This is a genomic window from Brevundimonas sp. GW822-FHT03E11, assembly GCF_058801445.1.
Map to the genome: position 1 here is coordinate 1 of NZ_JBXANG010000012.1, position 14,851 is coordinate 14,851.

General features: G+C 68.6%; 12 protein-coding genes. 7 read left to right on the forward strand and 5 right to left on the reverse strand.

The genetic code is table 11. The annotated features are described in order from the left end of the window. Positions 1-129 precede the first annotated feature (129 nt). Together AC1RKE_RS14910 and AC1RKE_RS14915 are read right to left on the reverse strand one after the other, a co-directional pair. Positions 130-558 (reverse strand): CBS domain-containing protein, encoded by a 429-nt coding sequence (locus AC1RKE_RS14910; protein WP_183216983.1) that lies wholly within the window; start codon positions 556-558, stop codon positions 130-132. Positions 559-649: 91 nt separating this feature from the next. Further along, positions 650-1,366 (reverse strand): rhomboid family intramembrane serine protease, encoded by a 717-nt coding sequence (locus tag AC1RKE_RS14915; protein ID WP_182715114.1) that lies wholly within the window; start codon positions 1,364-1,366, stop codon positions 650-652. Positions 1,367-1,481: 115 nt separating this feature from the next. Between AC1RKE_RS14915 and hfaA the strand changes: the two genes are divergently transcribed. Genes hfaA through hfaD form a run of 3 tightly spaced genes read left to right on the forward strand, consistent with a single transcriptional unit; the run spans position 1,482 to position 3,980 of the window. Continuing rightward, entirely contained in the window at positions 1,482-1,925 is a 444-nt protein-coding gene (gene hfaA, locus AC1RKE_RS14920; RefSeq protein WP_152949709.1) for a holdfast anchoring protein HfaA, read from the forward strand. Continuing rightward, positions 1,922-2,938: a holdfast anchoring protein HfaB gene (gene hfaB / locus AC1RKE_RS14925; protein ID WP_182715113.1), complete on the forward strand. Its 1,017-nt coding sequence runs from the start codon at positions 1,922-1,924 to the stop codon at positions 2,936-2,938. Before hfaA ends, hfaB begins: the two co-directional genes overlap by 4 nt. Beyond that, positions 2,865-3,980 carry a holdfast anchor protein HfaD gene (gene hfaD / locus AC1RKE_RS14930; RefSeq protein ID WP_321208175.1) on the forward strand — a complete coding sequence of 372 codons (1,116 nt, stop codon included), beginning with the start codon at positions 2,865-2,867 and terminating at the stop codon, positions 3,978-3,980. The genes hfaB and hfaD overlap by 74 nt, the downstream gene beginning before the upstream one ends. Before the next feature lie 89 nt (positions 3,981-4,069). Here hfaD and AC1RKE_RS14935 read toward each other — a convergent pair whose 3' ends face one another. After that, a complete protein-coding gene (locus tag AC1RKE_RS14935; RefSeq protein ID WP_182715112.1) occupies positions 4,070-4,729 on the reverse strand; it encodes a hypothetical protein in 660 nt (219 codons plus the stop codon). 86 nt (positions 4,730-4,815) lie between these two features. Next, positions 4,816-6,216, reverse strand: coding sequence for a S8 family serine peptidase (locus AC1RKE_RS14940; protein WP_224764464.1), 1,401 nt, complete (start codon positions 6,214-6,216; stop codon positions 4,816-4,818). A 52-nt stretch (positions 6,217-6,268) separates the two neighbouring features. Between AC1RKE_RS14940 and AC1RKE_RS14945 the strand changes: the two genes are divergently transcribed. The 3 genes from AC1RKE_RS14945 (at position 6,269) to AC1RKE_RS14955 (ending at position 10,541) form a co-directional block, all read left to right on the forward strand. Next, a complete protein-coding gene (locus tag AC1RKE_RS14945; RefSeq protein ID WP_224764463.1) occupies positions 6,269-6,772 on the forward strand; it encodes an RNA polymerase sigma factor in 504 nt (167 codons plus the stop codon). Then, a complete protein-coding gene (locus AC1RKE_RS14950) occupies positions 6,769-7,491 on the forward strand; it encodes an anti-sigma factor family protein (RefSeq protein ID WP_054765002.1) in 723 nt (240 codons plus the stop codon). The genes AC1RKE_RS14945 and AC1RKE_RS14950 overlap by 4 nt, the downstream gene beginning before the upstream one ends. Before the next feature lie 161 nt (positions 7,492-7,652). After that, positions 7,653-10,541, forward strand: a complete 2,889-nt coding sequence (locus AC1RKE_RS14955) for a M16 family metallopeptidase (protein ID WP_348684250.1) — start codon at positions 7,653-7,655, stop codon at positions 10,539-10,541. 140 nt (positions 10,542-10,681) lie between these two features. Here the strand turns inward: AC1RKE_RS14955 and AC1RKE_RS14960 are convergent, their stop codons facing one another. Further along, positions 10,682-11,575 (reverse strand): hypothetical protein, encoded by an 894-nt coding sequence (locus AC1RKE_RS14960; RefSeq protein WP_183216969.1) that lies wholly within the window; start codon positions 11,573-11,575, stop codon positions 10,682-10,684. Positions 11,576-11,885: 310 nt separating this feature from the next. Here AC1RKE_RS14960 and ileS point away from each other — a divergent pair, with 310 nt between their 5' ends. After that, entirely contained in the window at positions 11,886-14,810 is a 2,925-nt protein-coding gene (ileS, locus tag AC1RKE_RS14965; RefSeq protein WP_348682869.1) for an isoleucine--tRNA ligase, read from the forward strand. Positions 14,811-14,851 lie beyond the last annotated feature (41 nt).

Consider the following 14,851-nt stretch of genomic DNA (forward strand, 5'->3'; position numbering starts at 1 on the left):
CCTCAAAGGCCGGCCCGTCTCCGAGCGAGGCAGCCCTATACGGGCCACCCTCCTAACCCGCAACCAGATTCTGAAGGCGGAGGAAAGATTCTCACCGACTCTCGGTCGGTCGAGCCGCAGCCCCGCCGCTCAGCCCGCCGCTATATAGGTCTTGAGGCTTTCGGCCTCGCGGGCGTGTTCTTCGATCTGGCGTTTGACGAGGTCGCCGATCGAGACGACGCCGACCAGGGTCTCTCCGTCCAAGACCGGCAGATGGCGAATCCGTCGGTCCGTCATCCGGCTCATGACGACCGACAAACTTTCGCGCGGCTGGGTGAAGATGACCTTGGCGGTCATATAGTCCTGAACGGGTCGGGCGAGGGCGTTTGGGCCGTCGGCCGCCACGGCCTTGACCACATCCCGTTCCGAAAAGACGCCCACGACGGCGTCTCCGTTCTGGACCACCAGAGCGCCTACGCGTTTGGCGTCCAGCGCCTGACACGCCCGGGCCACCGTCACATCTGCGGTAATGGAATAGACGGCGTTTCCCTTGGTCTTGAGGATCTCGGCGACGAACATCGCGGCTCCTTCTCTCTGTTAGGAGACGACCGCAGGGCCGGGATGGCGACAGGGCCGCTCGGACCGATGATCGCTCAGGGACGCCGGGGAATCAAATGGCCGAATCGGCGCCGCCTGAGCGTCCCGCGTGCGACGTCGTTCCGAAAGCGCGTCCCAGGGGTCCGATCGCCAAAAGGCCGGCGAAGAAGCCGAAGGCATGGGCCTCCCAGGCGATTCGCGCGCCGTCGGCGCCGGGGGCATAGCCGATCAGGCCGGTCACGGCGTTGACCGCCATCCAGGCGATGGAAGCCGCGATCACACGTCGGTCCAACAGGCTGAGGACTCTGCCGCCCCTCCAGCCCTGTGGCGCTCCCATCAGTCGGGTCGCCCCGCCGATCAGCCCAAAGACGGCGCCCGACGCTCCCACCATCGGATCGGAAGATCCCCAATGCACCAGCCCGTAGCCCAGGGCCGCGATGACGCCGCACCCTATATAGAAGAGCAGAAAGACGCTCGATCCGAAGCGTTCGCCGAAAAGCCGCGCGACCGGCGCGCCGAAGGCCAGGGCGCCGACCGCATTCATCAGGGCGTGGGCCCATCCACCGTGCAGCAGCATGGCGGTGAACAGCCCGCCCCAACGGCCGTTCTGCAGGTCGATCGGCGCAAAGGCCATGCTGGCGCCCATGTCGGGCAATTGGCGCTGAAAGAAGAACAGCACCGGCATGGACAGGGCGACCACGACCACCGACAGAGGCGCGTTGAATACAGCCTCTGATTTGGGCGGATCTGAATGCGGGGGGCCGTCGAATCGATCGTCAGGTTCGGACATGGTTTTCAATGGGTGACGATTTCGCCGATCTCAAGCGCTTCTTAATAACCTTAACCCAGTTTAGCGGGTGGATCGCGGTTCGATCCCTTGGTTCGTCGACGCGCAAGGAGTCCCCATGCCGGTCCAGAGGCCGATCGCCCCCCTGACGATGGCGCTTGCGGTCGTCCTGGCGGTCCCGACGCTGGCGGCCGCCCAGACCACGGGCTCAGCCGGCGTGGCGCGCTTTCAACAAGGCTATGGGGCGGCGCGAAGCGCCACCCAGGCTGCAGCGACCGGCTCGACACGCGACGCCAACGGCAACCGCATCATCGTCAACGGTCTGATCCAGTCCGGCGCCTCCTCCTATTCCAGCCAATCCGGCGGCGTAGCCTCGGCCTATGCCGGCGCCGGCGCATCGAGCAGCGGGGGCGCGGCCATCGGCGGCTCGACCGCCGTCGGCAATCAACTGAACGTGGTGGTTCAGGGCAGCCACAACACCGTCATCGTCAATTCGAAACAGACCAACAACGGCGACGTCACCGCCGGCACGGCTCTGAACGGAAGCCTCACCCTGCCATGAGCCGACCTGTCTTCATTCGCACCGGCGCTGCGTCGATTGCGGCCGCCCTGCTGCTGGCCGGCTGCGTCAGTCCGGTCGCAGGGCCGTCGGGCCAGTATGCGACGCCGATCGGCAATGCGCCGGTCACCGCCAACCCAACCCCCTATTCGACCGCCCTCTACTGCCTGGCCGACTACGCCCGCCGCTATAATCTGCCCTCGCCGCGCATGGCCGTGGGGCGGATCAGCGACTATACGGGCACCGTCTCCTCCGACGGCGGGCGCCAGATCACCGGCGGCGCCTCGCTGATGGCCAACTCGGCCCTCGCCAAGGCCGGCGCGCGGATCGTCGAACGTTACGACACCTCGGTGTCGGAGCTTGAGCTGCGCTACGCCAACAACAAGCTGATCGGCGACGCCACGCCCGAAGCCCAGGGGCCGGAAGACACCCAGTACCGCCGCATCCTGGCCGGCCAGGTGCCGGGTTCGGACTTCTACATCGTCGGCGGCATCACCGAGGTAAACTACAACATCCGCTCGGGCGGATTCGACGCCGCCGTGGGCGAGGTGGACAGCGACCGGCCCGGTTCCGGCATCGCCACCCACCGCACCTATGTGATGAACATCGCCATGGATCTGCGGCTGGTTCAGACCACGACCCTGGAGGTCGTGGACGTGGTCTCCTATCAAAAGCAAATCATCGGCCGCGAGATCTCGGCGGGCGTGTTCGACTTCCTGAACGGCAATGTCTTCGACATCTCGGCCGGGTCCGGCGGGATGGAGCCGGTGCAACTGGCCGTCCGCGCCCTGGTCGAACGGGCCACGGTCGAGTTCATGGCCAATCTTTACGGCGCCCCCGGCCCCGAAATCTGCCTCAACGCCGCCAACGACCCGCTCGGCGATTCCACCGTCGGTCCCACCGGCGGCTATTACCCGGCCTATCCCACTACGGAGACGAACAATGGCCAGACTCGCGCCGATCCGTCTCGCTGGCATGATCGCCGCGACGGCGACGTTCGCCGCTCTCGCTACTGAGACGAGGGCCCAGCAAGCGCCGGTCTGCGACGCCCAGACCGGCTCCACCTGCACCAGCACCCAGACGATGACCGGCGAGGTCACCGGCGCGGTGAACCTGGACGTCGCCGTGGGCCAGCTTCAGGTGACCAATGACGTTGCGGGCAATCTTCTGGTCGGAGGCGTCGATCAGGCGGCCGCCGACCTGACCGCGCGCCAGACCATGACGGGTCCGTCCGTCACGGCCCGCACCGCCGTGCGGGCGCCGACCGCCCATATCGAAGACGGCGCCGCCGTCGCCACCACGGCGGCGGCCAATCATATCGCGCTCAGCGGATCGTCCGCCTCGATCACCGGCGCCCTAGACCAGTCAGCTCAAACCCCCGTCCTGGCCGAGACCGTCGCCGATGTTCAATACATCCCCGCCCCCGCCGAATTTTCCGCCCATGCGGCAGCCAACCTGGTCCAGGCCTCGACCGACGGCGCCTCGCACCAGGATTTGACGGTGCGCCAGGCCAACGCCCCCTCGACCATCGAGGCCCGTACCGACGTCTATGTCGACAACGCCTGGAACCTGGCCGCCCGGGCCGGCGCCGGGGGCAACCGGATCGTCCTGTCGAACGCCGGCGGCTCCTTGGTCGCAACGACCGACCAGACCAACCAAGGCCGGATCCGCGCCGTCGCCCAGGCCCAGACCAATCTACAAGGTCAGACCACCGTCGCCGCCCGCGCAGTGGCCAACGAGACCGTCGCCGGCAACCAGGACATCTATCTGGAGCTGGACAACACCCAGCTGAACACCGGCGGGGTCGAGGCGACCGCGACCTATACGGGCGTCAGCGGCTATGACGCCTATGTCGGCGCCGAAGCCGTCGGCAACAGCGTGACGGGGTACGCCTGTTCCCAGTGCGGCGGCGAGGTTCACGTGACGAACAGCCAGACCAATGACGCCAATGTCACCGCCACGACCAGTGCGACGATCGGCGCCGGCCGCGCCGCCGTCGTCGGCGCCACCGCCGTGGGTAACAGCGCGACCTTCTACGTCAGCCGACCGGGCGGTTGAGCGCATAAGGTCCGAGATCAGGCTTCTCGCCAAAAGGGCCCCGCCGGCTGAACCGACGGGGCCCTTCTTAACATCTATCGGTCGTCAACTCAGTTCGGACGAACGCTGCCGCCAGCCGAAACGCCGACCGAGGCCGAGGCGCCGTTGCGGTTCGCAGACGCCGACCCATTGGCGTCAGCGTCAGCTGAGGCGCGGCGCGTGGGTGTTTGGGTCTGGGCCTGGCCTTGCCCCGAGCCCGAGGCGGAGCCGCCGCTGCTGGACAGGGCGCTGTTCAACAGGGCCGAACCCTGAGCTTGGCCTTCGCCTTGGGCGGGGCTCGCAGCGTTGGCGACGCCGTTGACGGTTCCGTTCAGCGCGCCTTGGGCCCGCCCCTGGGTGGAGGCGGCGGTCGAAGCGACGCGGTCACGGGTGTTCACCGCAGCATTCTCAGCCCTGGCGCGGTTGCGTTCGGCGGTTGCGGCGGCGCGGGCCTGAGCCTGCTGAGCGCGGCGCTCGGCGCGGGTCAGGGTCTGATTGGTGGTCGAGGCGACGCCGTCACGAATGCGCGAACCGTCGATCGCGCCCGACACGCCTCCGGTCAGAGAGCCGGCGCCACCGATCTGGCCGCCGGTCATGCTTCCGACCTGGCCGCCCAGGCCGCCGGCCAAACCACCGGTCAGGCCGCCGGAACCGCCCAGGACCTGAGCTTGCGATGCGCCGGCCAGAGCCAGGCCGAAAGCGACGGTCGCGGTCATCAGGGTCTTCTTCATCGTCAATCTCCTGCATGTCTCGGGCATCTCGCCCTCGCAGTGTCCAACGACCGGCCGTCGAGATTTCATCCCGACCCTTCGATATTTTATCGAGCCAGCCGTCCGCGCGCACCCATCGTCTGCGGCGCCGCGCGAGATCCGACGCCAACCAAGCCCTGGCCGTAGACGGCGTCGCGGCCGCGCGCCCCCAAGTCGGCGGCGCTGCGCGCCAAGGCGGCCTGACCCTGGCGCGCTACAAGTCCAGCCACGATGGGGGCGGCGAAGGAGGTTCCCCGCACGCTGGTCCAGCGGCCGGCGGGCGCCGCGGCGGCCATGTCGGCGCCCGGAGCGGCGAAGGCGACCTGGGGGCCGCGCGCCGCCTCCGGCAGAACCTGGTCGCGGGCGTTCACGGCCGTGACGCCGATCACCCCGTCATAGGCGGCGGGATAAAGCGGCGGGGCGGCCGGGCCGTCATTGCCCACCGCCGCCACCACCGTCAGACCCCGCGCCTGGGCCCGCTGGATCGCGCGTTCGACCAAGGCGTTGCGCGGGCCGACCAGGCTGACGTTCACCACCCCGACCCTCTGTTCGATCATCCAGGCCAGGGCCTGGGCCAGGGCGGTCGATGAGCCGCCCTCCGCTTGGCCGCCATAGATGTCGGCGACGCGCAGATCGGCGCCCGGCGCGCCGCCAGCGAACGGGCCGCTGCGCCCGACCATCAAGGAGGCGACGGCCAAGCCATGCGCGCCCATGCGCGGCGGCCCGGCGAAACCCCGCTGCACGACCTGCGATCCGACGAGAGCCGGATGGGTCGCCTCGACGCCGGTGTCGATCAGACCCAGCTTAGGGCCGGCGTCTCCGCCAGCGCTTGAGGATTGCTTCGCGAGCCCGCCCTCCTCCGATGACACGGCGCCGGCCGTGTCGTGGATATGGTTGAAGGTCACGTCAGCCTGTGGGTCCAATCTCTTCAAACGCGCGACAGCCCGCGCAAGGGACAGGCCGCGCGGCGGGGAAAGGACCAGGCTGGTCAGTTCAAGAGCCTCAAGCCGCTCCTCCCGCAGAACGGTGAAACCTGCGCTCGTCGCCAGAGCGCGGGCGGCGGGCGACAGGTCCAGGGCCACGATCTCGCCACGCACCACGGGCCAGCCCTGGGGGTCGGCCTCCAGCGCCCCGTTGGAACGCCGCACGAGTTGCGTCAGACGCGCCGGCGCCCTCAGGGCTTGATCGATCCCCTGGCGTCCCAGGCGATCAACCTCGTCCAGACCCGGCAGCCGCTCCGTCAGACGGTCAGGCAGACGATCCGGCAGACTTTGCCCCACGCCCGGAATTGTGGGAACCGGCAAAGATCCGATCTGGGCCTGGGCCGGTGCAGCGGTGGTCAGCGGCGTCAGCCCCAGCGCCGCCAGGCCGATCAACGCCAAGGTCCGTTTCCACCGCATCATCCACTCCTTCCGGCCCCGCGCCACTTCGTCCTTGCGTCGGGCGGCGTTCCGTTCTCGATATGCCATGGATGAAACGCCTGGGCTCGTTCGTTTCATCCCGCATGGAAAAGGACGACACGTGGACGATTTTCAGACGGGGCTGGTGGAGCTTCTGCCGCGCCTGCGCCGATTCGCCCGCATCCTCCGCCCCCACGACGCAGACGCGCAGGATTTGGTGCAACAGACGGTGGAACGCGCCCTGGCGTCGCGGCGCGGTTTCAAGACCGGCACGCGGCTGGACAGTTGGACCTTCACCATCATGAGACGGATCGCCATAGACGACGGTCGCGCACGCCAGCGCTGGGGCCGGGTCCTGACGCCCGAGGACGAGGCCACGGCCCGTGTGCCCGACGCCGCCCAGGCGGACGAAGGTCTGCGCGCCGACGCCCGGCTGGTGCGCGACGCCATCCACGCCCTGCCCGAGGATCAGAAACATGCGGTCGCCCTCGTCCTGGTCGAGGGCCTGTCCTACGCCGAGGCAGCCCAGGTTCTGGGCGTGCCCGCCGGCACCCTGACCAGCCGCTTGGTGCGTGGCCGTCAGACCTTGATGCAGACGTTGGCCGAACAGGGAGTGACGGGATGACCATCGACGACGAAACCCTGATGCGATGGATCGACGGCGAACTGGCGCCCGATGCGGTCGCACGGCTGGAAGCGGCGGCCCGGACCGACTCCGCCCTGGCCGAACGGATGGCGACGGCGCGACGGTTGCGCGCGGCGACGCAGGCGGCCTTTCTGGTCCAGGTCGATCCCCGCGACCGTGATCTGTCGCGCCTGATCGCCAATGGCGGCCACGTCCGCGCAGCGCCGTTGGCGGGTTTGAAAGCCTGGTTGTCCCAAGCCCTCGCGCCGCGCCAGGCGCCGATCTGGGGCGGGCTGGCTGCGGCGGCCTTCGTCGCCGGGGTGCTGATCGGGCCGGGCCTGAACAGCGGCTCCGGCATCCGTGTCGCCGAGGACGGCGTCCTTGCCGACAGGGATCTGGTCAAGGTCTTGGATCGCCGCCTCGCGTCAGAGGGGGCGGACAACGCCGGTCGGGCCGTCGGTCTGACCTTCCAGGACGGCGAGGGCCGCTGGTGCCGCACGTTCCAGGCTCGAGACGACGGGCTGGCGGGCCTGGCCTGTCGCCGGTCGGACGGCTGGACCGTCCAGGCCCTGGCGCCCCTGTCGAGTCCAACGGGCGAAGTCCGCACGGCCTCGTCCGACACCCCCGCCGCCGTCCTTAGCGCGGTCGATGCCCTGATCGCCGGTCCCTCCGCCGACGCCGTCACTGAGGCGCGCGCCCGCGACGAAGGCTGGCGCTAGTCCGCGAACGGATTCCCTCTTCAAATTCACCGCTTGCAAAGCGCCTTCGACCCCGGAGGGGGCGTCGGGCGGTGCAAAAGGTCGCCTTGCCCTCGCCCCCACGCTCCCCTACTGCGGACAAAAGCCGCTCCGTCGGGGGTTGCGGCGTTGGGAGTGAGTTCATGCGTTCTGCGCGTCGTCTGCTGCTGCTGGCAGCCTCCGGGTTGGCTCTGTCTGCGGGGGCCTTCAGTGTTCCCGCCCTGGCTCTGGCGGCTTCCCCCGCCGCCGTTCAGGTGGAAGGACAGGTCGCGCCGTCCGATCCTTGGGCCCAGTCCGCCAGCGATGTTCCGGCCGATCCGGCGGTGCGGTACGGCCTTTTGCCCAACGGCATGCGCTACGCCCTGATGCGCAACGCCACCCCGCCCGGTCAGGCCTCGTTCCGGCTGCGGATCGACGCGGGCTCCCTGATGGAGCGCGACGACCAGCAGGGGCTGGCCCACTTCATGGAGCATATGGCCTTCAACGGGACTAAGGACATCCCCGAGAATGAGATGCTGCGGATCCTGGAGCGACTGGGCCTGGCCTTCGGCGCCGACACCAACGCCTTCACCAGCTTCGACCAGACCGCCTATATGCTGGAGCTGCCCAACACCCAGGACGAGACGGTCGATACGTCGCTGCGGGTGATGCGGCAGATGATGGGCGACGCCCTGATGGCGCCGGAGTCCATCGACGCCGAGCGCGGCGTGATCGAGGGCGAGGAACGCAGCCGCAACAGCCCGCAGATGCGGGTGCTGAAGACCCAGCTGGCCCTCCTGGCGCCGGGTCAGCGCCTGTCGCAACGCCTGCCGATCGGCGACCTGGAGGTGATCCGCACCGCGCCGCGCGAGCGCTTCGTGGACTTCTATGACGCCTACTATCGCCCGTCGCGGGCGACCTTCATCGCCGTGGGCGACTTCGACCTGGACGCCATGGAGACCAAGGTGCGCGGCGCCTTCGCCGACTGGACGCCCAAGGCCGCCGACGGCGCGGAGCCCGACCTTGGTCAGGTGCAGCCGCGCCAGCCCCAGACCAGCATCATTGTGGAGCCGGGCGTACAGTCGTCGATCCAGATCAACTGGATCAAGGCGCCGGATCTGGATCCCGACACCTTCAACGAACGGGCCGAGGACATTCGCCGCAGCCTGGGCCTAGCCGTGCTGAACCGGCGGCTGGGCGAGATGGCGCGGGCCGACAATCCGCCCTTCCTGGGCGCCGGCGCCGGCTATCAGTCGCTGTTCGACAGCCTGGACGCCGGCGTCCTGTCGGTCAGCTTCACCCCGGGCCAGTGGAAGCGCGCCCTGGAGACCGTCGAACAGGAGGCGCGCCGCCTGACCCAATACGGGGTGACCGCGCCTGAACTTCAGCGCGAGATCACCGAATACCGCACCTCGCTTCAGAACGCCGTCGCCACCGCAGCGACCCGCTCCACCCCCGCCCTGGCCGGCGCCCTGCTGAACGCCGTCAACAGCGACACGGTCTTCACCGCGCCCCAGCAGAGCCTGGATCAGTTCGAACGGATTGTCGCCGACCTGACGCCTGAACAGGTAGACGCCGCCGTCCGCCCGGTATTCGAAGGCCAGGGGCCGCTGGTGCTCTTCACCAGCCCGGTCCCGGTCGAGGGCGGCGAGGCGGCCGTCACGGCCGCCCTGGAGGCGTCGCGTCAGGTTCCTGTGGCGGCTCCGGCCGATCAGGCGGCCCTGGAATGGCCCTACGCCGACTTCGGCGCGGCGGCGACCCCGTCGTCGCGCACCGAGGTGTCGGACCTGGGGGCCGTGCTGGTGCGCTTCCCCAACGGCACGCTGCTGAACATCAAGAAGACCGACTTCCGCGACGATCAGATTCTGATCAGGGCCAAGACCGGCATCGGCTCCCTGGGGCTGCCGACAGACCGCTTCTCGCCCTTGTCCCTGGCCGATACGGTGCTGAACGCCGGCGGCCTGGGCAAGCTGACGGTGGATGAGGCGGATCGGGTCCTGGCGGGTCATGTGATCAACACCTCGGTCAGCCAGGGCGAAGACGGCTATGTCTTCAGCGGCTCGACCCGGCCTGAAGATCTGGCGCTGGAGCTTCAGGTGCTGACCGCCTTCCTGACCGATCCGGGCCTGCGTCCCGCCCCGCTGCAACGCGCCCAGACGGCCTATCCCCAAACTCTGGAGCAACTGACGGCCACGCCCGGCGGCGCCTTTGCGGTGAAGGGCGGCGCGATCCTGGCCGGGGGCGACAAGCGCGCCGCCACGCCGACGGTCGAAGAGTTCCAGTCGGTGCGGATCGAGCCGCTGCGCGAGCAGATCAAGACCGCCCTGGCCTCCGGCCCGGTCGAGATCACCGTCGTCGGCGATGTGGACGTGGATGCTGTGATCGCGGCCGTGGGCTCGACCTTCGGCGCCCTGCCCGCCCGCGGCGCGGCGCCGACGCCGCCGGCCGGTTCGGCCGAACGGCGCTTCCCTGCGCCCACGGCGACCCCGGTCCGGCTGACCCACACCGGCCAGGCTGAACAGGCTCTGGGCGTGGTGGCCTGGCCGACGACTGACCAGATCGGCGACCGCACCACCTCGCGTCAGCTGTCCCTGCTGTCGGCCGTGCTGCAGCTGCGGCTCAACGAAGACATCCGCGAGAAGCAGGGTCTGGCCTATTCGCCCAACGCCGGCTCCAGCACCTCCGACGTCTTCCCCGGCTACGGCTATATGGTCGTGGCGGCCGAGACGGCGCCGGAGTCCCTGCCGAAACTGTTCACCGCAGTGGACGCCATCGCCGCCGATCTGCGCGACAATCCGATCGGCGAGGACGAACTGAACCGCGCCCGCCGCCCGGCGCTGGAGCGTCTGCGCCGCAGCATGGCCGACAACGGCTATTGGCTGACCCAGTTGTCCGAGGCCCAGTCGGACCCCGCCTCGCTGGACCAGACCCGCAACAATATCGCGGTACTGGAAGCCGTCACAGCGGCCGACCTGCAACGGCTGGCGCAGCATTATCTGAAGCCGGACACGGCCTGGCGCGCCGAGGTCGTCTCGGACAAGCTGGCCCAGTAAGAAAAACGGCCCCGGTTCGAAAGAGCCGGGGCCGAACCCTTTTCAGGGCAGTTTTCAGGATCATCGACGGAGACGTCGACGCCCCCATATCTCGCACGCGGCGCCTGAGCCGAGGCTGAACGGGGCGTGTCAGCTCCGGTTCAGAAGACCCGGCCGCCGACGCCGCCGTCCAGGGTGATGGCGCCGGTGACGACCGTCGCGCTCTGCACCTCTTCGCGGTATTCGGTGTATTCTTCCTCGCGATACATCGTCAGGATCTTCACCCCGGCGCCGTAGCGACGCAGGAGGGAACGCTCGTTGCAGTCGCGCTCGGGCTTTTCGGGGCGGCATTCCAGCCGACCTTCGCCGCCGAACCACAGGGCCTCGTGCTTGTTGCAGGTCAGGGTCGTGCCGTGGTCGAATTTGATCTCACCCTCATAGTCGGCGATCGTCGCCTGGAGCCAGGTGCCCGCCAGGCAACGGTAGATTTCGCCCTCATAGCCGTCGGCGATCTCGCGGTCAGGCTTCACCTGAGAGGCGGGATGCGGCACCTGGCGATCGTCGATACAGACGGCCTGGATCACCACGCGCTTCATCATTCTCCGATAGGCGGTGAAGGGCGTCCGCACCGTCTGGGCCAGCCCCTCGACGGCCAGGCCCTGAATGGTGGTCGGATAGGGTTGGTCCACGGTCACATAAGCCGCACCGCCGCCCCCGCCGTAGCCATAGCCGCCCGCGAACCCGCCGGCTCGCGCGTTGATATAGGCCCGCGCGCCAGCGTTTGCGTTGGCGCCGGCGTTGGCGGACGCACCGGCGTTCACATTGACGTTCACATTGACATTGGTGTTGGACGACCAGTGGCCCCCGCCCCCGCCGCAGGAACCGCCGTCTCCGCAAGAGGGCGGGGGCGGGGGCGGCGGCGGCTCGCAGCAGGGCGGCGGCGGCGGCTCGCAGGCCGGTTGGCCGCAGCTCTGGGCGGCAGCCGCGCCGGCGACGCCGAGCATGGCCGCGCCGGCCGCCAGACCCAGCATCCAATTCCTGATCCGCTGCCGCATCGGCGGGACTCCCGAACGAATTCTCATCTCGCCCGAACAGACTTCCGGACGATCCAAACTTAACCAAGACGGCAAAAGCCTTTCGTTTCCGTTGAGACGCGGCGGTGTTCGGGATGGCGCAATGCCGCATCCGTCTGCTAGACCGCCTCCACAATGACCGTCCGCGTCCTCATTCGCCTGATTTCGATTAGCCGCCCGGCGTAGCGCCTCTGGGCCCTTGGCCCCGTGCACGCCGGGAACGACCGCCCTCAGCAGCGCGATAGGGCGAACGAAGACAGCGAACGCTCACCCCACGACGCCGAGACGACCCATGGCCGACGCCACCGACACCACCGACACCCCCTCCGGCCGCGACTATCGCGACACCGTCTTCCTGCCCGAAACGCCCTTCCCCATGCGGGGCGGCCTGCCGCAGAAGGAGCCGGCGATCCTGGAGCAGTGGGGCGACCTGTACGGCGCCCTGCGCGCCGAGCGGCAGAAGCAGAACGCGCCCCTGTTCGTCCTGCACGACGGCCCGCCCTACGCCAACGGCGACATCCACATCGGCCATGCGCTGAACAAGACGTTGAAGGACTTTGTGGTCCGCAGCCGTTTCCTGCTGGGCTATGACGTCGACTACGTCCCCGGCTGGGACTGCCACGGCCTGCCGATCGAGTGGAAGATCGAGGAACAGTTCCGCGCCAAGGGCCGCCGCAAGGACGAGGTGTCCAAGGACGAGTTCCGCGCCGCCTGCCGCGACTACGCCGGCAAATACATCGACCTGCAGCGCGACCAGTTCCTGCGCCTGGGCGCGGTCGGCGACTTCGCCAACCGCTACGCCACCATGGACTTCAAGTCGGAAGCGGCCATCGTCGCCGAATTCCACAAGTTCAAGAACTCGGGCCAGCTGTATCGCGGCTCCAAGCCCGTCATGTGGTCGCCGGTCGAGCGCACCGCCCTGGCCGACGCCGAGATCGAGTACCACGACCATGTGTCGCCGACGATCTGGGTCAAGTTCCCGGTCACGGGCGCATCCGACGACCATCCCGACGACCTCTTGTCCTTCCGCAGCGGCACGCCCTCGGTCGTGATCTGGACCACCACCCCCTGGACCATCCCCGCCAACCGCGCGATCAGCTACGGCCCTGAGATCGCCTATGGTCTGTATGAGGTCACGGCCATCGAAGAGGGTCTGGAGTTCGCGCCCTGGGCCAAGCCGGGCGATCGTCTGATCGTCGCCGACAAGCTGGCCGAGCATGTGTTCAAGGCGGCCAAGATCGCCGCCTGGACCCGTGTCTACGACATCAATCCGTCGGGCCTGGAATGCGCCCACCCCCTCGCGGCGCTCGACAGCGGTTACGGCTTCTCCGTGCCCCTGCTGGCCGGCGACCACGTCACCGACGACGCCGGTACGGGCTTCGTCCACACGGCGCCCGGCCACGGCGCCGACGACTTCGAGGTGTGGAGGGCCCACGGTCATCACGAGGTGCCGGACACGGTCGATCCGGACGGCGCCTATTACCCCCACGTCCCTCTGTTCGCCGGGCTGAAGGTTCTGGAGACCGAGGGCAAGAAGACCGGCAAGTTCGGTCCCGCCAACGGGGCGGTGATGGAGAAGCTGATCGAGGCCGGCAATCTCCTCGCGCGCGGGCGGCTGGAGCATTCCTATCCGCACTCCTGGCGGTCCAAGGCGCCGATCATCTTCCGCAATACGCCCCAGTGGTTCATCCGCATGGATCAACCGCTCGCCTCGGGCGACACCCTGCGCGAGACGGCGCTGAACGCCATCGACGACACCGCCTTCCATCCGGCGGCGGGCAAGAACCGCATCCGCTCGATGGTCGAGGGCCGCCCCGACTGGCTGGTCAGCCGCCAGCGCGCCTGGGGCACGCCGCTGGCCATGTTCGTCGACAAACAGACCGGCCAGCCCCTGCATGATCCCGAGGTCGACGCCCGGATCGTCAAGGCCGTGGCCGAACACGGCGCCGACATCTGGTTCACCGCCCCCGACAGCGACTTCCTGGGCGCCCATGACCCGGCCCGATACGAAAAGGTCGAGGATATTCTGGACGTCTGGTTCGATTCCGGCTCGACCCACGCCTTCACCCTGGACCCGCGTCTGCCCGAGCACGGCTATACGGGCGACCGCCCGGCGCACTGGCCGGCCGACCTCTATCTGGAAGGGTCGGACCAGCACCGCGGCTGGTTCCAGTCGTCCCTGTTGGAAGGTTGCGGCACCCGTGGTCGCGCCCCGTTCAAGGCGGTCCTGACCCACGGCTTCACCCTCGACGAGAAGGGGGAGAAGATGTCCAAGTCCAAGGGCAATACGACCGATCCCCTGACCATCATCAAGGAGAGCGGCGCCGACATCCTGCGTCTGTGGGTGGCCCTGGTCGACTATTCCGAGGACCAGCGGATCGGCAAACAGATCCTCCAGACCACGGTCGACGCCTATCGCAAGCTGAGGAACACGGTCCGCTATCTGCTGGGCGCCCTGGCCGACTTCGACGCGGCCGAGCGAATGACCGACCACGACCAGTTTCCGCCGCTGGAGAAGTTCATCCTGCACCGCCTGCGGGAGCTGGACGCCCATGTGCGCCAGGCCTATGCCGAATACCGGTTCCAGGACGTGGTGCGGCCGGTGCTGGAGTTCTGCTCCAACGACCTGTCGGCCCTGTATTTCGACATCAGGAAGGACAGCCTGTACTGCGACCGCCCCGACGCCCTGCGCCGCCGCGCCTGTCGCACAGTGATGGACGAGGTGTTCGCCCGCCTGACCGCCTGGCTGTCGCCGCTGACGCCCTTCACGATGGAAGAGGCCTGGACCACGCGCTTCCCGGAGGCGGGGAGCAACTGCCTGCGGGTGATGCCTGAGACCCCGGCGGAGTGGGAGAATGCGGCCGAGGCGGCTCGGTGGGCGAAGATCAACACCGTCCTGGAAGTCGTCAACGAATCCCTGGAGGCCGCCCGTCGCGACAAGCGGATCGGCGGAGCGCTGGACGCCTGGCCCACCGTAACGGCCCCGGCCGGGACCTTCGCCCCGTTCGACGGCCTGGACGCGGCCGAGATTTTCCGCACCTCTGGCGCGGAACTGGTCGAAGGCGAGGCCCTGGCCGTGACCGTGAACCTGGCCGACTATCCCAAATGCGCCCGCTCCTGGCGGCGCGTCCCCGACGTCGGCTCCGACCCCGACTACCCCGACCTGTCGGCGCGCGACGCCGATGCGGTCCGGTACTGGGACCAGACGCGACGCTGACTTCAAGACCCTCCCCCGCCTGCGGGGGAGGTGGGCCGGCG

Excerpts from the sequence above, each read along its gene's own strand:
- AC1RKE_RS14910 (WP_183216983.1), bottom strand. The coding sequence starts at position 558 with ATGTTCGTCGCCGAGATCCTCAAGACCAAGGGAAACGCCGTCTATTCC.
- AC1RKE_RS14915 (WP_182715114.1), bottom strand. The coding sequence starts at position 1,366 with ATGTCCGAACCTGACGATCGATTCGACGGCCCCCCGCATTCAGATCCG.
- hfaA (WP_152949709.1), top strand. The coding sequence starts at position 1,482 with ATGCCGGTCCAGAGGCCGATCGCCCCCCTGACGATGGCGCTTGCGGTC.
- hfaB (WP_182715113.1), top strand. The coding sequence starts at position 1,922 with ATGAGCCGACCTGTCTTCATTCGCACCGGCGCTGCGTCGATTGCGGCC.
- hfaD (WP_321208175.1), top strand. The coding sequence starts at position 2,865 with ATGGCCAGACTCGCGCCGATCCGTCTCGCTGGCATGATCGCCGCGACG.
- AC1RKE_RS14935 (WP_182715112.1), bottom strand. The coding sequence starts at position 4,729 with ATGAAGAAGACCCTGATGACCGCGACCGTCGCTTTCGGCCTGGCTCTG.
- AC1RKE_RS14940 (WP_224764464.1), bottom strand. The coding sequence starts at position 6,216 with ATGGCATATCGAGAACGGAACGCCGCCCGACGCAAGGACGAAGTGGCG.
- AC1RKE_RS14950 (WP_054765002.1), top strand. The coding sequence starts at position 6,769 with ATGACCATCGACGACGAAACCCTGATGCGATGGATCGACGGCGAACTG.
- AC1RKE_RS14955 (WP_348684250.1), top strand. The coding sequence starts at position 7,653 with ATGCGTTCTGCGCGTCGTCTGCTGCTGCTGGCAGCCTCCGGGTTGGCT.
- AC1RKE_RS14960 (WP_183216969.1), bottom strand. The coding sequence starts at position 11,575 with ATGCGGCAGCGGATCAGGAATTGGATGCTGGGTCTGGCGGCCGGCGCG.
- ileS (WP_348682869.1), top strand. The coding sequence starts at position 11,886 with ATGGCCGACGCCACCGACACCACCGACACCCCCTCCGGCCGCGACTAT.